The sequence below is a fragment of the Calothrix sp. UHCC 0171 genome, from assembly GCF_034931845.1.
GTDB lineage: Bacteria > Cyanobacteriota > Cyanobacteriia > Cyanobacteriales > Nostocaceae > Brunnivagina.
Map to the genome: position 1 here is coordinate 34,360 of NZ_JAYGHN010000010.1, position 22,015 is coordinate 56,374.

19 protein-coding genes are annotated in these 22,015 nt (G+C 38.8%); 8 read left to right on the forward strand and 11 right to left on the reverse strand.

The genetic code is table 11. The annotated features are described in order from the left end of the window. Nucleotides 1–135: 135 nt before the first annotated feature. The 5 genes from VB733_RS09995 to VB733_RS10015 all read right to left on the reverse strand — a co-directional run bounded on the left by VB733_RS09995 (nt 136) and on the right by VB733_RS10015 (nt 4,991). Nucleotides 136–660 carry a tetratricopeptide repeat protein gene (locus VB733_RS09995; RefSeq protein ID WP_323339940.1) on the reverse strand — a complete coding sequence of 175 codons (525 nt, stop codon included), beginning with the start codon at nt 658–660 and terminating at the stop codon, nt 136–138. A 79-nt stretch (nt 661–739) separates the two neighbouring features. Then, nucleotides 740–1,147 (reverse strand): thioesterase family protein, encoded by a 408-nt coding sequence (locus VB733_RS10000; protein WP_323339941.1) that lies wholly within the window; start codon nt 1,145–1,147, stop codon nt 740–742. 154 nt (nt 1,148–1,301) lie between these two features. Then, nucleotides 1,302–2,393, reverse strand: coding sequence for a T3SS effector HopA1 family protein (locus VB733_RS10005; RefSeq protein ID WP_323339942.1), 1,092 nt, complete (start codon nt 2,391–2,393; stop codon nt 1,302–1,304). 144 nt (nt 2,394–2,537) lie between these two features. Then, the gene (locus tag VB733_RS10010) at nt 2,538–3,773 is read right to left on the reverse strand and encodes an aminoglycoside phosphotransferase family protein (protein WP_323339943.1); all 1,236 of its coding nucleotides are present in this window, start codon (nt 3,771–3,773) and stop codon (nt 2,538–2,540) included. A gap of 903 nt (nt 3,774–4,676) precedes the next feature. Next, on the reverse strand, nt 4,677–4,991 hold the full coding sequence (locus VB733_RS10015; RefSeq protein ID WP_323339944.1) for a TMEM14 family protein: 315 nt from the start codon (nt 4,989–4,991) through the stop codon (nt 4,677–4,679). Nucleotides 4,992–5,149: 158 nt separating this feature from the next. On the opposite strand from VB733_RS10015, the gene VB733_RS10020 reads away from it, so the two are divergent. Next, nucleotides 5,150–6,568 carry an ATP-binding protein gene (locus tag VB733_RS10020; RefSeq protein ID WP_323339945.1) on the forward strand — a complete coding sequence of 473 codons (1,419 nt, stop codon included), beginning with the start codon at nt 5,150–5,152 and terminating at the stop codon, nt 6,566–6,568. 179 nt (nt 6,569–6,747) lie between these two features. Here VB733_RS10020 and VB733_RS10025 read toward each other — a convergent pair whose 3' ends face one another. After that, nucleotides 6,748–6,963, reverse strand: coding sequence for a hypothetical protein (locus VB733_RS10025; RefSeq protein WP_323339946.1), 216 nt, complete (start codon nt 6,961–6,963; stop codon nt 6,748–6,750). A gap of 87 nt (nt 6,964–7,050) precedes the next feature. Between VB733_RS10025 and VB733_RS10030 the strand changes: the two genes are divergently transcribed. Both VB733_RS10030 and VB733_RS10035 read left to right on the forward strand, forming a co-directional pair. After that, complete coding sequence (locus VB733_RS10030) at nt 7,051–8,316, forward strand: tellurite resistance TerB C-terminal domain-containing protein (protein ID WP_323339947.1); 1,266 nt, start codon at nt 7,051–7,053, stop codon at nt 8,314–8,316. A gap of 261 nt (nt 8,317–8,577) precedes the next feature. After that, nucleotides 8,578–9,906, forward strand: a complete 1,329-nt coding sequence (locus tag VB733_RS10035; RefSeq protein ID WP_323339948.1) for an ATP-binding protein — start codon at nt 8,578–8,580, stop codon at nt 9,904–9,906. Nucleotides 9,907–9,968: 62 nt separating this feature from the next. On the opposite strand, the gene VB733_RS10040 is transcribed toward VB733_RS10035, so the two are convergent. Next, nucleotides 9,969–11,306 carry an N-acetylmuramoyl-L-alanine amidase gene (locus VB733_RS10040; RefSeq protein WP_323339949.1) on the reverse strand — a complete coding sequence of 446 codons (1,338 nt, stop codon included), beginning with the start codon at nt 11,304–11,306 and terminating at the stop codon, nt 9,969–9,971. Nucleotides 11,307–11,488: 182 nt separating this feature from the next. Here VB733_RS10040 and dnaG point away from each other — a divergent pair, with 182 nt between their 5' ends. Continuing rightward, on the forward strand, nt 11,489–13,465 hold the full coding sequence (gene dnaG, locus VB733_RS10045) for a DNA primase (RefSeq protein WP_323339950.1): 1,977 nt from the start codon (nt 11,489–11,491) through the stop codon (nt 13,463–13,465). Between the two features lie 262 nt (nt 13,466–13,727). On the opposite strand, the gene VB733_RS10050 is transcribed toward dnaG, so the two are convergent. After that, nucleotides 13,728–14,255 carry a pentapeptide repeat-containing protein gene (locus VB733_RS10050; RefSeq protein WP_323339951.1) on the reverse strand — a complete coding sequence of 176 codons (528 nt, stop codon included), beginning with the start codon at nt 14,253–14,255 and terminating at the stop codon, nt 13,728–13,730. Between the two features lie 13 nt (nt 14,256–14,268). On the opposite strand from VB733_RS10050, the gene VB733_RS10055 reads away from it, so the two are divergent. Further along, nucleotides 14,269–14,799 carry a YraN family protein gene (locus tag VB733_RS10055; RefSeq protein WP_323339952.1) on the forward strand — a complete coding sequence of 177 codons (531 nt, stop codon included), beginning with the start codon at nt 14,269–14,271 and terminating at the stop codon, nt 14,797–14,799. Between the two features lie 231 nt (nt 14,800–15,030). Here the strand turns inward: VB733_RS10055 and VB733_RS10060 are convergent, their stop codons facing one another. Continuing rightward, complete coding sequence (locus tag VB733_RS10060) at nt 15,031–15,420, reverse strand: hypothetical protein (protein ID WP_096613396.1); 390 nt, start codon at nt 15,418–15,420, stop codon at nt 15,031–15,033. A 240-nt stretch (nt 15,421–15,660) separates the two neighbouring features. Between VB733_RS10060 and queA the strand changes: the two genes are divergently transcribed. Further along, the gene (gene queA / locus VB733_RS10065; RefSeq protein ID WP_323339953.1) at nt 15,661–16,854 is read left to right on the forward strand and encodes a tRNA preQ1(34) S-adenosylmethionine ribosyltransferase-isomerase QueA; all 1,194 of its coding nucleotides are present in this window, start codon (nt 15,661–15,663) and stop codon (nt 16,852–16,854) included. A 133-nt stretch (nt 16,855–16,987) separates the two neighbouring features. After that, on the forward strand, nt 16,988–18,076 hold the full coding sequence (locus VB733_RS10070) for a tetratricopeptide repeat protein (protein WP_323339954.1): 1,089 nt from the start codon (nt 16,988–16,990) through the stop codon (nt 18,074–18,076). Between the two features lie 229 nt (nt 18,077–18,305). On the opposite strand, the gene VB733_RS10075 is transcribed toward VB733_RS10070, so the two are convergent. Together VB733_RS10075 and VB733_RS10080 are read right to left on the reverse strand one after the other, a co-directional pair. Beyond that, nucleotides 18,306–19,001 (reverse strand): TrkA family potassium uptake protein, encoded by a 696-nt coding sequence (locus VB733_RS10075; RefSeq protein WP_323339955.1) that lies wholly within the window; start codon nt 18,999–19,001, stop codon nt 18,306–18,308. 156 nt (nt 19,002–19,157) lie between these two features. Continuing rightward, nucleotides 19,158–20,492, reverse strand: coding sequence for a TrkH family potassium uptake protein (locus VB733_RS10080; protein ID WP_323339956.1), 1,335 nt, complete (start codon nt 20,490–20,492; stop codon nt 19,158–19,160). A 149-nt stretch (nt 20,493–20,641) separates the two neighbouring features. On the opposite strand from VB733_RS10080, the gene VB733_RS10085 reads away from it, so the two are divergent. Continuing rightward, complete coding sequence (locus VB733_RS10085; protein WP_323339957.1) at nt 20,642–21,565, forward strand: methyltransferase domain-containing protein; 924 nt, start codon at nt 20,642–20,644, stop codon at nt 21,563–21,565. Nucleotides 21,566–22,015: the final 450 nt, after the last annotated feature.

The following is a 22,015-nucleotide window of genomic DNA, read 5'->3' on the forward strand; positions in this document are numbered from 1 at the left end:
AGACTGTAAGACTGTAAGACTTTCAGACAAAATAAATCATGGCTGTATTTACGCCATGCTGTTATCAGTGTTGTTTGCCAGCCAAATAATTATTTTCTAATTCTGGTCTGTATTTATGTATTGACCTGACATTTCTTAAAAACTTAACCAAACTAAATATAAGACAGTTAAGGCAACAACTACCAAACCCACCCCAATAAAACTATTATCTTTGGTATTGACTTGGCTAAGGTCAATCTCTTCTGGTTCAGGTCGTTTTTTTGGTTCACCGGATGATTTATTGGTATTGACGACTAGCTTAGTTTTATTGTCGTTATCCGAGATGCGACTAAAGTCAGGGATTTCCGTCATCCATTCTTTGGGGCGGTTGAGTTTGGGTGCTTTCCAGATATACTGTAAGCGTTTTGCTTGGATACTGGTTTCTGCATGGGGATGGCGTTTGAGTTGTTCGCATAAATCAATAGCATCGTCAAGCCTGCCAGCAGCTTCATAAGCAGTCGCTAGCCAAATTTGTACTTCTCCACCGAGGCGAGTATTGCGTGATAGTAATGCACTGGCTTTTTCCAGAGTTTCTACAGCTTCCCGGTATTGCCCGTTTTCAAATGCTATTTGTCCTTGCTGATAGAGGGTTTTCGCAATTTCAATACTGTCTGTACTCACTATTTTTACACCCAAAAGCACTTTTTTATATTGTGCCAATTTCGGTATTTTTTGGGCAAAATTTTCGGCAATGTTTTTTTCAGCTTGTCATGGTTGATTGCAGCCATTGATTTATGGCATCTGGTAATTCTCTTTTTTGTCTGCTTGCCACATCAATACATACATGGCGAGTCATGGCTTGACTGACTAGGGAATCTGCGATCGCAATTTTGTAATTAATTGCAAATTTTTCACCGTTCAGTTTTTCTGAAGTTAAGTTTACTACTAGTTTGTCACCACAAAAAATAGGTTTCCAAAAATCCACATTTGCATGAACAATTGGATAAGCAATTACGGATTTTTGAAAAAAGTTTTGGAGATTAATACCGGATGCTTCTAGAGATTCTTCATAAGCTTCGTGGCAGATTTTTAAAATATTGGCGAAATAGACAACACCTGCGGCATCGGTATCTTGAAACCGAATTGTACGATGATACGTAAAAGTCATTTTGCTGACAGTAATACTTGTGAGTGAGTAAATATATCTCAATCCTAAATCATTTGTGGTGCCATAGCTTTGGCAGAGAAGAATATCCCCAACTTCTCTAAGAAATCGGGGATATGGCACATAAACAAAAATGGATTGCTAAATTTACATGAATTTAACTCAAAGGTAAGTAAATATCTTCAGAATTAGGATTCAAATAGGGGCGTTGTAAATCGATACCAAACCTGACAAAATAATCATGAATTGCTTCCATTTTTTCATCAGCAGAATTGCCATATTTTTGCCAAGTTTCAATTAATGCATTGGCAACTATTTGACAGCGATTCATGCCAAAGCTTTCTTGAGCAACAAATTTTTGCTTTGGTTCTTCGGCTAACCCCAATCCTGGTGCTAAAAATTTTGTAAATAGGGGAATTTCGCTGTGGAAGTGAGATTGATGTTGTAAATAAATAACTTGTAAAACTTGACGAACAGTTAAATAATCTTGCTTTTCAAAAGAAAGTACGCAAGCATCGTAACGCCCAAAAGCCGCAGGATGACAAAGAACTTGAAAACTAAAGGGAATTTCCACCGCGTTCAATTCTGATGTGACTGCATCCATTAATGCGATCGCACCAGATGATGTAGTGTTAAAATATATTCTCCCTAATCCCAAATCCCCATTACTCTGCTGCTTTTCTTGCCCGACATTACTAATGGCAATGTAAAATCCATTCTGCAAGCGATTTTTGGGCATTCTTACCGCAATGCGATCGCCTCTTTTGGCAATTGGGGCATCAGGTACAAGATGTTTATCACTCTCAGCATACATCGTTAAGCCACCTTTGACGACAGCAAGGCTCGCATCTGGTTCTCTTCGCAATACTTCCCAATCACCATCAAAATAACCTGTACCACAATTGCGATCGTCTAATTCTGTATAAAATTCTTTATCAATTCCCAATATCGAATTATTCTCCAAATTGTGATGTAGTGAGTAAACTTTGGATACACGTAAAGGAGAATTTGTCAAGCTATTTCGTAGTGATGCGTTGAAATAAATGCCGTAAATAAAGTTTCGCAATAATAAAACGCGGTATTTTTGTTGCAATGGCGGAGGATTACGCTCAAATCTTGCCACAACATCGGCAGGTAAAGCAAAAGGCTGATAATTTGGGTGACGAATACAAAAATTTGCCTCAATTTGAATGTCGCTAGTAATGTTTTGTAGCGTTTCCGTGAGTTTGTCAGTAGTCTCTAGCATCATGAAAACACAAATAGGGAGTAATGACTTCTGGGTGGGAGACGCGGAAAGGAAAAAGTGAGTTAGAGATGTGGGAAAAATGAGAGAGGGAGAATAAATATTCCTTCTGCTTGCATATCTCCATCTCTTTTTCCCCTTCCCACTTCTTTAACATCCCCGCAACCGAGGTTTTTCGTAATAAATCCGCAACAAATTTTGTTCGCGTGCGGTTTTGGGAACAGTCTGCAACTTTTGTAGTGGTTCGATAATTTCGCTTTCGGAAACACCAAATACGGTTTCTACCGATTGCTGTGGCATTGTTAACAACGTTTTGGCAACTTGTAATATATTGATGCCGACATTGTCAAAATGTTGACAGTATTTGAGGTTTTGTTCGATTTGGTTAATTAGCGCTAACCCAGCAAACTGAACTACACGCAAAATAAAGTCTTGACGGTACTGCAAAATCATTGGAAACGCCTGCAAATAAGCGCGAGTCAATGCCAAAATCGTAGGCTGAAGTATCTCCACGGGGATGACAGCTAACTGGAGGGATTCTTCCCATGTCAACGTGGAATCTATAACCATACTTTCGAGCCAAATTCGCAAATAATCCGCGATTAAGCTACCCAAGTCGAATGCCGGCTCTCCCCAGGATGCTGCTTCCCAATCGATTAACCTCACCAAACAATTATCTAGATTTTGCCAACGCGAATGTACCAGAATATTCTCTAATTTCAAATCATTGTGCGTTAAGCAGCAAGGATTCCACTCATATGCTAAATCCGCGATGGCGCTTTCTAAACTCTCATAGCACTGGTGGAAAATATAAAACTGTAAAGCTTCTGTGGGAATGTTGCCAAAAATTTCTGGCGAAACTGCACTAATCCCCTGTGCTGGATTGCAAAACTGATAGCGAATGACTCCGGTGGGAGAAGTCGCCATAAAATTGCGATATTCTCGGCGCGAGTAGGTTGTGCGATGCAATGTCGCCAAACTATTCCCGATTGCAGTGACTATTGCTTCCGGGAAAATGCTGTTATCCCCATAAAAACTTCTTAATTCCTCATATTCACTGAGGTAATTACGCACCAGTATCGAATTTACCTCATCAAAATGCACTACCGACGTGCCAATTTCCGAAATATTTCCCAAAACTGGAAACTGTTGCACCAACTGATGTAACAGCCATTCATTAAAGAATTCGTGGGGTATCCCGTCAACTCCAAAACAGCGCTCCTGTTTCACCAGCAGCTTGCGATTTCCAGTCAGAGTCACAAGAAAATTACGATTCTTACTACTCTGAGGTAATTCAGAATCTGCCGACGCGCCATCTTCAGAGCTACACAGCCCTGCTTCTTGCAGGTACTGGATAACATTATGCGAAGACAGTGAAGAAACCATGTATTACTTCCTAGCTCGTATGCTTTTAAAACAGCTTTCTCGGTAAAGGTTCGGATTCAGTATTTTTAGTTAGACTGTAACTAAATAGAAATATTGATTCGCAATAGCCACTATCTAGTAATATCCGATTTGTGCAAGGAATACTTGCCAAAATGGCAATATAGACCTTCACTATCCCTTTAAATTATGCTTATCTAAACCTTTAAATCTTTAAATATCTTAGAATATTTACGTAGATATTTATGCTGATTAGCAGTTTAGAAATGTTCAGGACAATCACATTTACAGTAAATAGTTTTTACTACCTCATTCGTAAACCTATCTATTAATTTAAGTCAACACATACAAAGTACATAAAAAGTTGATGCAAGTCCGGATAAGTATGATGATTTTTATGCACTGATTTTCTTGTTGTTTAAAAGGCTCCATAAGTATTCCAGTACAAGCTTTTGAGACACTCATAAAATTTTATATGCAGGTAATTTTGACAGCTTATTTTAATTGCAATTAAAGCTCACATCATTTTTCTGTAGCTTTAGCAACAATTTTCATATGATGACAAAAAAATCATTATATCAAGAATATTCTGCTAATTATTTTTGCAAATATTTCTAATTATTGTGAAAAAATAGCAACTAAATGATGCATGATTGCTATAGCTTGATAATAACCTGACACTTGATAAATTAGCCTTATTTAAAAATATATAGCCAGGAGAATCAAAGCATTTAGTCACCTGGGGAAGCAAAATAAAAAACCCGAATGCTTTCAAAGCACCAGGTTTTATTATTACTTATAGAGAGAATATTGCAGTTGCGATCGCATTATCAAGCATTTGTATCAAATACACCCGACGATATAGTATATTTATACCAATAGCCAAGCGAATTGTTTTCAGCCTACTTAGCGAACCAAAAATCGACTTAAAATCAGTACCAGTGTCACCATTCCCAAGCCCGTCATTAATCCTGCCGGCATTAACTTGCGTGTTTTTTTGAGTCTAATGGCAAAAATCACAACTAATACAGCAGTAATCACACTAGCTAAAACAAAGGCAAATTCTAATCCTTGAACTTGCAAAAAACCAGCAATAACAAGTAACAAACCGCTAATCGTACCACTAATTAACGAAATTTTACTTTGGGATTGAACGTAGCCAATAATGCCACCAATAATAGCCAGAATCCCGTAAGCGAAAGTAGCGACAATACTCAACATATTTAGTGACAACCTATGGAGAAAATAAGAAGGAGTGAGGAGTGTTGAGTGTTGAATACTGAATGTTAATTTAAGAAAGTAGAGAATTATGGAAGCATTAACAACAGAAAATATTCAACTCCCAATTTTCCCACTCAACACCCAGTACGATTAAACAGATGACGGATAGCCAAACAATTGCCCGGATACAATTTCTGCAGCGCCAAGCAGCCTCCCTCTTACTCTATCAATCTGTCTTGAAAGGGCAAACAGGAAGTGCATTTTTGGGGCTGTTGCAAGCAATACGTTATAAAGACGCAGATGCGAGAGGTTGTTTGGAGGCTTACGGGAATTACTTCCAATCCCTAGCATCACAAAATCAAAATTGGGAAGAATATTTAATTTTGCAAATCCTCCGGGATGACAATCCTTTTTCCCGTGCAGCCCAAAAATACGATTTTGCCGACTTGCCGCCAGCCCTAATTGCGGCGACTCAACACGATTTGCAAATTATGCGATCGCTTTATGAATGTAGTAGTGCATTATTAAGTGAATGGGTGCAGTATGTTGCCCATTTGCCCGTATCGCCGATTGTCTGGTACGTCGAGCCGACGGAAATGTCTACTCTAGAAGCGGAATACATTGCCTCCCTACAACAATTAGAACATTGGACGGATGTGGTTGAGGACTTAGCGACTTACTATCGTCGATGCGGTACAGGCTTATTTGCAGAATATAAAGCTTTGCGTTGGCGAGCAGGCGAGTTTATTGGTATTCCCCATCCCGATACAATTAGATTGGGGGAACTGGTGGGTTATGAGTCCCAGAAAGAGACTTTGCTCAAAAATACAGAATTTTTATTATCGGGGCACACAGCATTGAATGTATTGCTCTACGGTAGTCGTGGTGCTGGTAAATCGTCCTTGGTAAAAGCTTTATTGAATGAGAGTTACAATTCCGCCAATAGTGACTCTCCAGGAAACTCAACAAAAAACTCAAATAGTGAGAGTTTTGCTTCCCGTGGTTTGCGGTTAATTGAAGTTGCCAAATCCGAACTCAAAGACTTACCACTAATTGTTGAAAAAGTCAGCAATTTGTCACAAAAATTCATTATCTTTGTGGATGACCTATCTTTTGAAGAAGATGACGACGCATTCAAAGCCTTGAAGGTAGTCTTAGAAGGTAGTTTAACATCGCGATCGCCCAATGTTGTCGTTTATGCAACATCAAATCGTCGCCACCTCATCCGCGAATTTTTTGGCGAGCGCCCCGCACCAAGAGATAATGACGAAGTTCAGGCTGGGGACACCATGCAAGAAAAACTGTCCTTTAGCGATCGCTTTGGTTTAACTTTAACATTTGCACCCGCAGACCAAAATACTTACCTAGACATAGTTCGTCACCTTGCCAAGCAAGCAGAAATTGCGATCAATTCCGAAGAATTAGAGTATAAAGCTTTACAATGGGCAACCCGTCATAATGGGCGATCGGGAAGAACTGCGCGACAATTTGTAGACTACTTAAAAGCCGATATAGCAGTATTTGGCTGGCAAAATTCCACCTCTAATCCTAGTGAGTTATCTATCCAGAAAAAATAAGTATTTCATTTTTTGGCGACTTCCAGTAAAGTATTATACGCATATGCTTGTAGACAGCAAAATGGAGAAAGTAAAAGGGGGAAAAGAAAAACTATAGATTGCCAGCTTCAGAATCACTCAGTCTTCCCAGAAAAATTAAAATAAGAAAAGGGGTTGCTACATACAACCAAACTGTTATTTTATGAGCTTTTTGGGCTAAATTTATGAGAACTACAACTCTGTAAAAACCTCAAACCCAAAATCTCATCTCTACCATCCCAAATATCAATAGCATCAAAATACTTATTTTCAACATCTGAATTCATAATATTTAAGTTAATCACAAAATTCAAGATGTAAATATTTAAACATTTTTCTTGAGCAAACTTCTCATCCTCTCCGCTTTCTGCAAGCATTATTGACACCTGACTAGGCTAAACATCAGCAATATGCAATCACCAACATTCAGCAATCGATTTATTTTAATAATAGTAGCTTTCGGGGTGAGTTTTGGTCTTAGCCTTGTCCTGCATTGGAATTTTAATCAAGCCTTTATCACTGCGTTGATTACTGCGCCATCTACTTATTTAGCAGCGTTTTTTGTAGATAAACGCCATCGAAATTATGAAATGCTAGTGCTTGATTCCTTATACAAACGAATTCGCGAACTTGAAGGTGTAAAGTCTCATGTTGTTGGCGAAATTAATCAACTAGAAAATCATCGTAACTCCCTATATTCTGAATCAAACCAACTCAAAAATCAAATAGGCGATCGACGTAGTCAACGCGATAGTCTTAACCGTGAACTCAGTAGCTATATCACAGAACAAAGACAGCTAGAATTAGTTATAGATCAATTAAAAAATGAAATAAATAGTCTAGAAAAAAGTAAGATAGAACTAAATAACTCTTTTGTAGCTGAAAAACGCAAACAAGAGCTAAATGTCAGCGTTTCCAGGGCAGAAATTACTCAGCTACAAATACAAATTAACGAATTAAAAAAAGAAAAAGAAGAATTAGAAAATAATTTAACCTTACTCGATAGACTCAAACCCCAGCTAGAAGAGAAGCTACACGAGTTACGGGTACAAATGCAAAAACTTGAAGCACAAGAACAGCAAAAAAAAGAACTCATATCGGCAAAAACAAACGAGCGTAAAAATCTTGAAACTAAAATTAAAAGCCTCCAAGATAAACTCAAATCTAAGCAAGCAGAATTAAAACATTTACAAGAGCAAATATCTTTATTACAAGATGAACGTAACTTGTTGCAAACCCAAGTATGGGAACTATTACAGCAAATGGAAAACCTCAATCCAGAAGAGGTGGAACATATAGATGATACTAGTCACGATATTTTAGAAGAAGCCGCAGAATTATTTCCTTTCTCAGAATTAATTGAAACCCTAGATTCACACAATACAAATTCTTTAGATAAATCACATGTAGGCAATCGAATCAATGAAAACTTAGAAAATGAATGGCATGAGTTTGTCTATCAACTATCTAGCCATGATTTGCAAGTATTAAAAGCAATTTTAGAACAAGAAAATCCCAATCCCAGCATTAAGAAAATAGCCGAAGCAAATATTACAATGCCAAATCTTCTCATTGACTCCATCAACGAAATTGCCAGCAATACAATCGGCGAACTAATTATCAATACAACTTCTGAATTTCCATCTTTTGAACAAGAACATATGACCAATATCCAAAAAGTTGTAGAAACCTATGAAACAATAATTGCTCAAAGGTCATCATCAAACTAAATAAACTTAACTAAATAAACTTAAATTTTGAAAAAAATTTCAGTAAATATTTTAAAATATTGTAAAATATTCATATCGCATATATAAAAGACATAAGTAAGCAGATAGGTTTAATTAAATATAAAACCCGAAGAGAGTGTAGTTAGCTTACTGAGGGTGTTGGTTTTGATTGTAACCACGTACTTGTATCAAACTATATATCAAACTATAAAAGATATATATGCAAACCTCTACGGTTAAAATAAACTGAGGTTCACCAATATGGTAAAGGTTAAACTCTCAAAAAAAATATCTACTGCCTTAATTAATTCCCTTGGTGCTGGGGTAGTACCAAGAGAAGGTGTTGAACATATCGCAGTCGGAAGAGAAAAAGAACTAAAAAGCCTCATTCAAAATCTTGACGATATTGCGGAAGGAGTTGCGGCATTCCGCTTTATTATTGGTAATTATGGTTCAGGTAAAAGCTTTATGCTGCAACTAATTAGAAACCGAGCAATGGAAGAGGGTTTCGTCGTTGCAGATGCAGATTTATCATCAGAAAGACGATTAGCTGGAAGTAACAACGAAGGGCTAGCCACTTATCGAGAATTAATGAGTCATCTCTCTACAAAAACTCGTCCCGATGGTGGTGCTTTAGTTTCAATTTTAGAAGGTTGGATCAATAAAATTCAACAAGAAGTTGCCAAAGAGACAGGAATGCGCCCTAACGATGAAGGTTTTGACGACAAAGTTGAAGAAAGAATACGCGAAGTTGTTAAATATATCGAAGACTTAGTGCATGGGTTTGATTTTGGCAATGTCATTAGTGCTTATTGGCGAGGCTATAGACAAGATGATGATAATTTGAAGAATGCTTCACTTCGCTGGTTACGAGGTGAATTTAACACCAAAACTGAAGCGAAACAAGCTTTAGGTGTGCGCGTCATTATCGATGATGAAAGTTGGTATGATTACATCAAAATTTTGGCAAAATTTGTGGCGGAAATTGGCTATAAAGGGTTGATAATCATGCTTGATGAAGCTGTAAATTTATATCAAATTCCTACTACCATCACCCGCGAAAAAAACTATAATCGTCTCCTGGGCATTTTCAATGACACCATGCAATGTAAAGCTGAAAATTTAGGTTTTTTAATCGGTGGTACAACTAAATTTTTAGAAGACCAGAATCGTGGACTTTTTTCAGATCAAGCATGGCGCAGACGCACTAAGGAAAGTCGTTTTGCGAGTCAAGCAGGTGTACAGGAATTTCATGGTCCTGTAATTCGGCTAAATCCATTAAGTGAGGAAGAAATTCTTTCTTTATTGCAGAGATTAGCAGAAATTCATGCATCTAATTATGGCAGCAAAGTTTTAGCAAATCGTGAATGTCAAGAATTTATCCAAGAAATTGTGAATCGTTTGGGAGCAGATGCATTATTAACACCTGGTGAGATTGTCCGTGACTTTATCAGTGTTTTAAATATTATTCATCAAAATCCAAATATCAAATTTGGTGACATAATTCATGGAGATAAATTTAAACCGACTGTGGTAGGTAGTAATCCAGATGTTAATGCTGAAAATGATGTTGCCGAGTTTAGTTTATAGAAAAGGAAAATACTTAATTCGTAACTTCTAGTCACCTATACCCTGAACTTCAGGTTTTTGATTTATTGGGTTGAATCATATAACTTTCTGAGTATTGCTAAAATCCTTGTACCATAGTCTAGAGAGGCAGACCAACGCCCGGATAAATCCCCAACTAAAGGGGCAACACCCCGCGTCACAAAACGAAACCTGGGATCGACAACTTCTTCCCGCAATGCTTCAGAACTTGCGTATGCTTTCAAATGTTGAATATGTGCCCTAACACCAATTCGGGCACTTGCAAAGGTTGCAGATTCGCTACCACCGCCAACTGTTCCCAAGCCAGCAAAGTTATTTTGTTCGGCTTTAATATCACCACTAAAGCGTAAATAATCTGTTTCTAAACACATTTGGCTAAATGCAATATCATAATTCACGCCTTCTTTATTTGCTTCATCAATATATAATTGCGTAATATCTGGAAATTGAACTAAAGCATTGTTATCATTACTTTTGAGGAATGATTCTAACTGTTCCTTTGTGGTTTTACCACTCGACATAATCTTATCAATTTGACCAGAGGCGAGATTGGAACGCAATTTTACCGTGCGTGTTGTTCCATCCCAGCCAACTGAAACATTAAATCGCTGTAAATCTACTGCTTTGATATAAACAATTTGTTTGTAAGCAACCTGCCTAATATCTGGTGCTGTCGATAAATCTATATTTAAACTATTTAATAAACTGATGGGAATATAAGAATTACCATTAATCAAAACGCCTTTTTCATTAACATTTTTGCCATTAATATTAATATTAATAATGGGATAATTGGTTTCTGGGGGAATTGAACCTGGGTCGATAATACCACCCCATGAAGCTAAACCATCAGCAATCCCCACAGCAAAGTCGCGACGACGATTTTGTAGCAAAAACCTGTCATCGGGGCTGGTAAGAAATCCCACTTGCATTTGTAAAGAGGCAATTGTTGTTTGTCGGCAAAAAATTAAACTACCGAACCCAGAATTAGTATCTGGTTTGACACCACGATTTGGTAATTGGGGAATTTTTCGTAGCAAAGCCAAAAGTAAAATTTCGGCATGTTTTCGCCGATCGCTATTATTGGCAATATAGTAAACAGTAGCACCGCGTACCGATGGACTTGCAGCCGCATCTGTTTGGATTTCCAAAGCAACATCACGGGGACGAGAGCGGGAATTAATCCAAGTAATCGTACCTTGAGCGCTTAAATCATCAGGAACCGAGAGAACCTCCCAATTTCGCGATCGCAATTCAGTTACAATCAAATCCCGCAGTAAAATCATCTCGCGGGCTTCTGTAGTTCCCCCAGCCACAGTACCTGGGTCAATTCTCCCACCTTCTCGCCCCCCATGGGCTGCGGAAATAAAAATACGTCCCATTTTCCGTAAATCCTCTGATAAAGTTTCGCTTTAGCGCTAAGTTATAACATTCTCGTGGAAAACTGCAAAGATTAAGGGAAAAGGGGAAAATAAAACTTCTAGTTTTATTGTACTAAGTTGTACTAATTCTTTGTCTTACAATGAAATCACCTCTTTCCCATTCCTAATTCCTAGCAGCCAATATGCAAATCCCCCGCTTGCATCCCGACACAATCGAAGCTGTCAAAGAACGAGCCGATATATATGATGTCGTCTCGGAACATGTGGTGTTACGCAGGCGTGGTAGAGATTATGTCGGCTTATGCCCCTTCCACGATGAAAAAAGTCCCAGTTTTACTGTCAGCCAGACAAAGCAAATGTACTATTGTTTTGGCTGTCAAGCTGGCGGCAATTCGATTAAGTTCTTAATGGAGTTGCAAAAGCACTCTTTTTCGGAAGTAGTCCTAGATTTAGCACGGCGGTATCAGGTTACAGTCAAAACCCTCGCACCAGAAGAAAGTAGGTCATTACAGCATCAGATTTCCCTGCGGGAGCAACTATATCAAGTCTTAGCGGCAACGGCACAATTTTACCAGCACGCGCTCAAAAATGTCGCTCATGGGGCACTGGAATATCTGCGGGATAAGCGGCAATTGAGTGATGAAGTCATTGGACAGTTTGCTTTAGGTTATGCACCGGGGGGCTGGGATACGTTGTATGGGTATTTGGTGGAAGATAAACATTATCCTGTGCAGTTGGTTGAGAAAGCTGGTTTAATTAAACCCCGTCAGGAAGGAAGCGGTTATTACGATGTGTTTCGCGATCGCTTAATGATTCCCATTCGTGATGTCATGGGGCGTGTGATTGCCTTCGGTGGCAGGACAATGAAGGAAGGGGTGCAGCCGAAATATTTAAATTCGCCGGAAACTGAATTATTTAGTAAGGGTAGGATATTATTTGCCCTCGACGCTGCGAAAAATGGTATATCACAGTTCGATCAAGCAATTATAGTTGAAGGATATTTTGATGCGATCGCACTTCATGCAGCAGGTATAAATAATGCAGTGGCATCCCTTGGCACTGCCTTAAGTTTGGAGCAAGTGAAATTAGCATTGCGTTACAGTGAATCAAAGCAGCTTGTACTTAATTTTGATGCAGATAAAGCTGGCATCAATGCGGCAGAAAAGGCAATTGGGGAAATCGCAGATTTGGCATATAAGGGTGAAGTAGCTTTAAGAATTCTCAATATTCCCGATGGTAAAGATGCCGATGATTATTTAAAATCCTACTCTGCGGCAGCCTATCGACAACTATTAGCTAATGCACCACTTTGGATTGATTGGCAAATTCAAGAAATCATTAAAAATAGAGATTTAAAACAGGCGACAGATTATCAGCAAGCCTCGCAACAAATAGTCAAATTACTCAAAAACATTGCGAATAAGGATACTTTAACTTACTATATTTCTCATTGTGCGGAAATTTTGAGTTTAGGGAATAGTCAATTAGTGCCTTTGCGTGTTGAGAATTTACTCACACAAATTGCCCCTGAACAAACAAATAATTGGGAAAAGCCACGCTTTTCTCAAAGGTTAGAGAAGAGTAATTATGCAAGTTCAAATGCCGAAAAATCAAAACTTGCATCTCACCAAGCTACACTAGGGAAAACAGAAAATAGTTTATTAGCCAGAGCAGAATCTTTATTATTAAGAATATATTTGCATTGTCCAGGACAAAGAAATAATATTATCAAAGAGTTGGAAGAGCGTGATTTACAATTTAGTCTGTCACACCATCGTTTTTTGTGGCAAAATATATTAACAATAACTGATGAAATTAATGATAATATTAATAGTGAAATAGATTTAATCTCCAGATTACAGGACATTTGTTTAGAGTTTCCAGAAGAATCTGAGTTAATTTCCCATCTATTTATTCTCACTGAAAAAGCGAAAACAGAAATTATGCGATCGCCTCAAGTTGTACAAGCTACTATTGCGCGTATAGAGGAGGTATTGTGTGAAAAACGTATCCAGTATTTTGCCAAGCTCTTACAAGAGTCAGATTCGCAAATCGAACCAGAACAATATGACTCTTATTACCAAGCATTTTATCGAGAAAAAATTAGGCAACAAGAATTAGAGCGTCAACGACAATTTACAATTATTGATTTATTGTGATTTTTATTAGTTTTTATTTCATGTTTGCGGCTTTATTGTTTGGCAAGAAACCCAGTTTCTCAGTTAATACGGTTCGGTTAGGGAGGAAAAGGGTAAGAATAAAACTGGGAGCATCCATACACTATTGATTCTAAAAAGCTAAAAGCTAACCGCTAATAGCCATTGTTGCTTAACCGAACCGTATTGGTTTCTCAGTTAATCATGCTTGATGTGGGATTTTGGGGAGAAACCGAGTTGCTGAAATTCCTGATTATTCCTTCCCCTATGGGCACATTAAAGTTTCACGGGTATCGCGTTTAGTAACTGGATTTATACCTTTAGCGACTTGACATAATTTTTTCTGTTCATCGTCACGCAGCAAAACATCAGTAAAATCAGCCCCATCAATAATCGCACCTTCAAACCGGGCGCTGGCAGCAAAAGCTCCCTCTAACACCGCATTGGTTAAATTAGCTTTAATTAATCTTGCGGAATCTAAAGTCGCATTGGTTAAATCTGCACCTGTGAAGTCTACTGATTCTAGATTGGCAGCAAAAAAACTCACTCCCCGCAGATTCGATTTACTGAAGTTACTTTGCTTGAGGTTGGCTTTCGTGAAACTGGAATCGCTCAAATCACGTCCAGAAAAGTCAGCTTCTATAAGAATTTCTTTGTTGTAATCAAGTGCAAAAGCTGGGGGAACAAAACCCAAAACCAGGGTAATGCTAATTACTCCGTAAAGGAATAAACTAAGTATGCCCGTACAAACTTGCTTGCTGAAGTTAAAATCTCTAATCTGTCTAAAATTCATAGTAATTATACTAATGCCAAATCCATCTCCTTCTAATTATCCCGATATCGGTACATTAGGTGAAGACCTAGTTTCCCAGTGGCTAGAATCCTGCGGTTGGAAAATTCTACATCGTCGCTGGCGCTGTCGTTGGGGTGAGATTGATATTATTGCGGAATATTTAGGCACGGAAGGCAAAGAAGGCAAAGAAAGAGCAACACCAAGAGAAAATGACATTTCCGCATCTGCTGGGAATCGCCACTTAACTCTCGCCTTTATCGAAGTCAAAACCCGCAGTGCTGGTAGTTGGGATACTGGGGGGAGAGATGCAATAACAACACGCAAACAGGAAAAGCTTGTTCGTGCAGCGCAAATGTATTTAGCTAAGTATCCAGAAAAATCTGATTTTAATTGTCGCTTTGATGTGGCGATCGCATTTGCTCAAAAAGCCTCAGAATACAATAACACAAATAAAAACTTTGAGAATATTGCTTCTGTGTCAACACCTCATCATTTTTTGATGCTGCAAGAATACATTCCCGGCGCATTTGATTCTTTTGATTGATAGTCGGTAATTGGTGCTGCGGCGACAACCTCAACTCCCAATCACCATTAAATCAATTATCAAGTTATTAGCCAATACATTATTAGCCATGATAATTGCCTGCATTTGCTAGGCACAAAAAGTTTTCAGGCACAGAATTTAGCGTTTTGATTTCACAATGCCATGAATTTATCCTGCCATAGAACTGCCAACAAGATTCACAAGAAGACACAACCAGGGCAGTAATGATGATTAAGCTAAAGTTTCCGGGCAATAGCCTAAACCTCGGACAAACTGCTGGCGGAATGCTTCTATTTCTTCCCTTTCTGGACTTCCATGGGAAACAATCGCCACTTGATAGCGACGCATAACATCAACAGGGCATTGTCCAGCTTCCAAACTCCACAGTGCCATTTGTACCCGCATCGGTGGTTCGTATCGAATTCCCAGTTCATTTAAAAAGGCGCGGAAATCACCATCCTCATCAGCAGTAATTTGATTTGTGAGCTTAACTCGCACTACCCAACCATCTATTTGATGTATGACGGTGACAAATGAAACGGGTAATTGGGGTCGGGAGTGTAAGAATTGAACTACCCTCAAGGTTAAACTGGCATTTGCCAGGTAATATAAATATTCCATTTCGGTATTTGGGATCAAAGCCAACCCTACATTTCCATTATTGGTTCATAGACCCCCACATCCGGTAGGGTAAATGCCCCCGTTTTTTGATGGGGAGATTTACCCAATTTTCACATTAATATTTACGTGGTACTTAATGGTATTCATCATCAACTCTAAGGATAAAATTTACCCTTAATCCTTTAAAGTTCATTTGTGGAGAAAAGCTAAATTTAGCTTATGATAACTATCTTAACTTAAATGTCGCAAGAATTGAAATCAGAAAACTTGGATTTAACCTCTATCCCAGGAGATACATTTTCCGATTTAGATCGTGCTGCTGCTGGGTATGATTACGAATTGCCGCCAGCATTAATTGCTCAAAATCCAGCAGTGCCACGTGATAGCTCACGTTTATTAGTGGTGAATTCAACTACAACAGGTGAAGTAAGTCCGCCTTTAAACCATGTCTTCCGAGATTTACCGGAACTATTGCGACGTGGCGACCTATTAATCATGAATAACACTAAAGTTATTCCCGCACGATTATATGGGCGTAAATCTACGGGTGCTGATGTCGAAGTTTTGCTCCTGGAGGAACGGTTACATAATTGTTGGTTGGCTTTGGTGAAACCAGGGAAGCGGTTTAAGGTGGGTTCGCAGATTGTTTTTGCAGAAGTTGCTAGAGGAACCTGGGGATGTGAAGCCAGGGAAGAAACTTCCCCCTTATCCTCCTCCCTAACTGCCACTGTCATGGCTGTGGATGAAACAACTGGGGGACGAATATTAAAGTTTGATGTGCCGAATGGTAAGTCTTTGGTGCAGGTGCTAGAGAAATTTGGCGAGTTACCTTTGCCACCCTACATTACTGATAGCCAAGCATCAAATGAACAATATCAAACGGTATATGCTCAGACTCCTGGAGCGGTAGCAGCACCGACGGCTGGGTTGCATTTTACGCCAGAGCTATTAGAGAAATTACAGAATCAAGGGATTAATCAAGCTTTTATCACTTTGCATGTGGGTGTAGGTACGTTTCGTCCTGTGGAAGTTGAGGATGTCACAACCCATACCATGCATGAGGAATGGATTGAGGTTCCGCCTGAGACTATTGAGCAAATTCAGGCAACTCAAGCTGCTGGTGGTAGAATTATTGCGGTGGGCACGACGGCTGTGAGGGCTTTAGAGGGTGCGGCGACGGCAAGTGGTGGTAAGTTGCAGCCTTTTTGCGGGAAGACGAATTTATTCATTTATCCCGGTTACAAATGGCAAGTGGTGGAGGGGTTAATTACTAATTTCCATTTACCACGTTCGAGTTTGTTGATGTTGGTGAGTGCTTTAATTGGCAGAGAACGGTTATTGAAGATATATGAAGAAGCGATCGCATCCCAATATCGTTTTTATTCCTTTGGTGATGCCATGTTAATCCTACCAGAAGCAGTCAGTCATAATTAAGATGTTGGGGGAGATAGAGGACTCTCTATCCCTCTTTGTTCTCTTCTCAATTTTTTGGATACAGTGAAATTTCTTTGAGCATCCTGGGAAACCTATAGCTATAAGCCTCTAGCAAAAGTCAGGTCTGCCAGATATGTCTCATAAATATCCTTTTCATAAGTATTTACATCAATATTTTCCAATTACACTGTTGACAACGTCTATTTTAATTACCCTTGCCATACCTGTATTTTCTGGTTTACCAGGAAGTAAGTTATTAGCCCAGACTGCCGCTACTCAAAATTTAGAAGCTGCCGGATTATACCAGCAGGGCGTAATTCGTTACAATCGTGGTGATTTTCAAGGCGGGGAAATGTTGTTGCGTCAAGCTTTACAAATTGACCCCAATTTAGCGGCGGCGCGGACATATCTTGGTAATATAATGTTGCGGCAAAATCGTTTGGAAGCTGCGGTACAGGAATATTCGGAAGCTGTACGTATTGACCCGAATTTTGCGGAAGGTTATTTTAATTTAGGTCTCGGATTGCAAAAGTTAGGACAGCGTCAAGCTGCGGTGACTGCATATCGTCAGGCTTTGGTGGTGAATCCGACAATGACAACAGCCCATTACAATATGGGTTTGGCGTTATATGAGATGGGAAAAATTGAAGAAGCGATCGCATCCTATCAAAAGAGTATTAATATCGATAGCAGCAATGCTAATGCCTACTATAATCTCGCACTCGCCTTACAACAGCAGGGGCAAGCACAGGAAGCAATGAATGCTTACCGTCAAGCCTTACAGATTAATCCCAGTAATGTTGCAGCCTATAATAACCTTGCTAGTTTAATGGTAAGTCAAGGACAGACCACAAATGCGATCGCAACTTACCAAGAAGCAATTCGTCGTGTCCCTAATAATCCCGATGCTTATTATAATTTGGGCATGGCTTTGTACAACCAAGGGGATTATAAAAAAGCTAGCAATGCCTTTAAACGCGCTCAAAAACAATATCGCGAACAGGGAAATTTTGAACTCGCCGAAAAAATGGTGGGCTTGATTCAACAAACCGCACAAGGGAGAAACAACTTAGCAACTCCGGGAGAAACTTCTGCTCAGAAAAATAGCCCCAGCGAAAATACTTTTGTTGAATTTGGAACACCGACTCCTGAACAATTGGAGAATCCAGATAGTCCGAATACGCCAGCAACAGAAGCACAACCAGCTTCTTTAGATAAATAACAAAAAGAGCAGTCCAAAATAATTTGTTTTGGCGTTGTTTAGCTCAGTAGTTAGTAAAAGCTAAACTAGCTGAGACTGACACTAAATATCTTCGACTTTCTTGAGAAGTCGGGGATATGAGTTGTACATTTTTCACAACTTAATCAACACCACATATTCAGCTTCCATGTAGAGTATGGAAACCAAGCGATTATAAATTATGTCAATATCAGTCCCCCGTCAGTAATGTTTAAATTGGTAAACGATTAATGTTTTTATTACAACCAATTACCACCATCAGAGTGCCCTTTTCCAGTCGCTTATCAGCCTCAGGATTAATTAAAAACTTACCATCTCGGCTCACAGCCAATAAATTGACACCATAGCGATTACGTAATTGTAACTCAGCTATTGTTTTGCCATGAAATTCATCCGGCACAATCACTTCCACAATACTATTATCTGGATCAAGATCAAATCTTTCCAGAATTGATGGTTTAGTTAAAGTTCGCGCTAAAGCACTTCCAGCCTCATATTCTGGAAACACAACATGGTCAGCACCAACACGTGTTAATAGCTTACAATGAACTTCAGTGGAAGCCTTGGCAACAATATGAGGAACACCACCCTCTTTAACATTTAAAGTCGTAATTATACTTTCTTGAATATAGTTACCAATCGCAATAATTACCGTATCAAATTCAAAAATACCTGCTTCTTTGAGTGCCGCAGGCTCAGTAGAATCAAGTTGCAATGCATGTCCGACAATTTTTTCAGTTAATGCATCAGAAACACGCTTCTCATCAATATCAGTTGCCAGGACTTGATAGCCAAGTTTGTGTAGTGTTGAACACACAGAACGTCCAAAACGTCCCAATCCAATCACGGCAAATTGATTATTATCTTTACGGAGACTGCGGAAAAATCCTAATGATGAAAGGTTCACAATTGTATTCCTTATTTAGGCTATCTCAAAAATTAATAAGTTTGCTGAAAACTGATGAATATAGACTTCATAAGTCAGATTAATTTGAGTTTATTTTCAACGATATTCCTACTATAAATATCATTTCTTCTGACTCATGAATCCTTACATAATTACTTAACCAACAAGTAAGTTTTCTTCAGGATAATGAATACGAGTAGGACGCGGGTCTCCTAAAACAGCAGACATTAATAGTAAAATTCCGACACGACCAATATACATAGTAGCAATTAGGATTAACTTAGCAGTAATAGTCACGCTACCAGTAATTCCAGTTGACAGTCCAACAGTTGCAAATGCAGAAACTACTTCAAATAAGATTTGCACAAAGGGTACTTCTGGATCAGTTAGGGAAATTAACACTGTTGAAGCAATCACCGTTGCTACTGAGCCAACCAAAACACCAACTGCTTTTAAAACTAGAGGATAGGGAATTTTTCTTTGATATAATAAAACCTCTTCTTTACCTTGAAGAATCGCTTTTGTACAACTAGTTAAAACTCGTAAAGTCGTCGTTTTCAGACCTCCACCAGTACCACCAGGACTTGCACCAGCAAACATAAATGCAATAGTAATAAACAATCCAGCATTGGTCATTTCACTAATATTTATTGTATTAAAGCCTGCTGTCCGGGTTGTCACCGACTGAAACCAAGCGAGTAATACTTGATTACCAAAACTGATATTACCAAATGTTTGTGGATTTCTTAATTCCACACCTAAAAAAGCAATTGTTCCCAGAACTAGTAGAATCAGTGTTGTTGTAGTTGCAACTTTAAAATCAAGCGAAAAAATCAGTTTTTCTTGGCGTTGATAGATGCGATCGCGCAACCAAATATACCCTTCTAAAACCACTCCATAGCCAATTCCACCAAAAATAATCAAACTAGTTATTGTCAACACGACTAAGGGTGAAAATTGATACCCCATCAAACTATCTTCAAATAAGCTAAAACCAGCGTTATTCCAAGCACTAATACTATGAAAAATAGCAAACCATAAACCTTTGCTCCATCCATATTGAGGCACAAAAGCAGGTATGAGGAGAAAAATACCCGTGATTTCAAAAATTAGTGTTGTGGCAATAATTGAACGAATAATTTGGACACTGCCACTCATCCCAGGTCGGTCTAATGCTTGCTGAATCGCAATTTTTTGTCGCATATCAAATCTTTTGCCAATTAGCAAAATTAAAAAAGTGGTTGTTGTCATATAACCCAAACCACCAATTTGTGCTAACAAAGCGATAAATAATTCACCCCAGAAAGAAAAATACGTCCCTGGGTCTACCACTGATAAGCCCGTAACACAGACTGCGGAAGTAGAGGTGAAAAGTGCCACAACTAGGTTATTCCACTCACCGCTACTAGTCGAAAAAGGCATCATCAATAAGAGAGTTCCTACTGCGATAACCGCTAGAAATCCCAAGCAAATTGTCCGAGAAACGGTCATATTCTGGTCAAAAATAAAATTATCCCAGGTTATATTGGCTGGGTGAACCTTCCTGGGAGCGAAAAATACCCTAATTCAAATCAAAACACACATGGTAGCCTACGAATATGTGTATTTTATTTCTGTTTTTTTTTAACATTTCTTAACCCATGAACACAACACTATACCAGCAAATTCAGCAGTTCTATGATGCTTCTTCTAGTTTATGGGAGGACGTTTGGGGCGAACATATGCACCACGGTTACTACGGTGCAGACGGCACTGAAAAGAAAGAACGTCGTCAAGCACAGATTGATTTGATTGAGGAAGTGTTGAAATTTGCTTTAGATGAGGAATTAGAGGGTGAGGAGGAAACACAGGGAGAGATTTTCCCGACATCTCCGCGTCCTCTCGTTAGTTTGAACTCCGGTTGCTCCGACATTCTTGACGTTGGTTGCGGGATTGGTGGCAGTTCGCTGTATTTGGCGGGTAGATTTGGTGCAAAGGTGACAGGGATAACCTTGAGTCCGGTACAGGCAGAAAGGGCAAAGCAACGTGCGAGGGAGTTTGGTTTAGGTAATAGGACAAATTTTCAAGTTGCGGATGCTTTAAATATGCCGTTTGCGGATAATTCCTTTGATTTAATTTGGTCATTGGAAAGCGGCGAACATATGCCCGATAAGGTGAAGTTTTTACAGGAATGTCACCGTGTGTTAAAGCCAGGTGGAACAATGATTATTGTTACTTGGTGTCATCGTCCAATTGATAATTTCCCCTTAACTGTAGAGGAAAGAAAGCATTTAGAGGAGATTTATCGAGTTTATTGTTTACCTTACGTGATTTCATTACCGGAGTACGCAGAAATCGCCCGTCAACTACCTCTACAAAATCTTCGCACAGCCGATTGGTCTAATGCTGTAGCCCCTTTTTGGAATATGGTGATTGATTCTACATTTAGCTTACAAGCTCTTTGGGGGCTATTATTTTCCGGTTGGAGTACAATTCAAGGTGCTTTGTCGTTGGGGTTAATGCAGCGCGGTTATGAAAGCGGTTTGATTCGCTTTGGCTTGATTTGTGGGCAAAAAGAAAGTTAAGTAGGGGAGAATTCGCAAATCAAGTTCCAGTTTTTTGCATTTGTACGACTCTACTGAAAACTAGAGAATGAGTATTTTTCACCAATTAGCGATCGCTATCAATGTTTTGTCAGAAATTTGGTCAGAAAATTCATATATTTGTGTTTGTTTTGTCACATTTCCTCATCAGCAGAACTGACGAGATAATTGTCATCTCTGGTTGGGATGTGATACTACAAACCTCTATTTATACTCTGTCAATAGGAAATAAATGCTAGTAAATACATAATTAGGTACTGTTTGCTATCGACCAAGATACTGATATATGGTAGTATCTCCAGTTAAAATGCTTTCCCTATAATTGTTTGCAAATATACTACATTAAAATAGTGCCAAAATTACCTAAAATTTTTAACTGCTTGGTATTAAGTGCTTAAAATCATCAAACTGGGCTGAGTAATGTTGGGGTAA

Coding starts and splice junctions, on each gene's coding strand:
- queA (WP_323339953.1), top strand. CDS start 15,661: ATGTCGCAAGAATTGAAATCAGAAAACTTGGATTTAACCTCTATCCCA.
- VB733_RS10085 (WP_323339957.1), top strand. CDS start 20,642: ATGAACACAACACTATACCAGCAAATTCAGCAGTTCTATGATGCTTCT.
- VB733_RS10040 (WP_323339949.1), bottom strand. CDS start 11,306: ATGGGACGTATTTTTATTTCCGCAGCCCATGGGGGGCGAGAAGGTGGG.
- VB733_RS10050 (WP_323339951.1), bottom strand. CDS start 14,255: ATGAATTTTAGACAGATTAGAGATTTTAACTTCAGCAAGCAAGTTTGT.
- VB733_RS10035 (WP_323339948.1), top strand. CDS start 8,578: ATGGTAAAGGTTAAACTCTCAAAAAAAATATCTACTGCCTTAATTAAT.
- VB733_RS10080 (WP_323339956.1), bottom strand. CDS start 20,492: ATGACCGTTTCTCGGACAATTTGCTTGGGATTTCTAGCGGTTATCGCA.
- VB733_RS10060 (WP_096613396.1), bottom strand. CDS start 15,420: ATGGAATATTTATATTACCTGGCAAATGCCAGTTTAACCTTGAGGGTA.
- dnaG (WP_323339950.1), top strand. CDS start 11,489: ATGCAAATCCCCCGCTTGCATCCCGACACAATCGAAGCTGTCAAAGAA.
- VB733_RS10010 (WP_323339943.1), bottom strand. CDS start 3,773: ATGGTTTCTTCACTGTCTTCGCATAATGTTATCCAGTACCTGCAAGAA.
- VB733_RS10015 (WP_323339944.1), bottom strand. CDS start 4,991: ATGTTGAGTATTGTCGCTACTTTCGCTTACGGGATTCTGGCTATTATT.
- VB733_RS10055 (WP_323339952.1), top strand. CDS start 14,269: ATGCCAAATCCATCTCCTTCTAATTATCCCGATATCGGTACATTAGGT.
- VB733_RS10000 (WP_323339941.1), bottom strand. CDS start 1,147: ATGACTTTTACGTATCATCGTACAATTCGGTTTCAAGATACCGATGCC.
- VB733_RS10005 (WP_323339942.1), bottom strand. CDS start 2,393: ATGATGCTAGAGACTACTGACAAACTCACGGAAACGCTACAAAACATT.
- VB733_RS10020 (WP_323339945.1), top strand. CDS start 5,150: ATGACGGATAGCCAAACAATTGCCCGGATACAATTTCTGCAGCGCCAA.
- VB733_RS10025 (WP_323339946.1), bottom strand. CDS start 6,963: ATGCTTGCAGAAAGCGGAGAGGATGAGAAGTTTGCTCAAGAAAAATGT.
- VB733_RS10070 (WP_323339954.1), top strand. CDS start 16,988: ATGTCTCATAAATATCCTTTTCATAAGTATTTACATCAATATTTTCCA.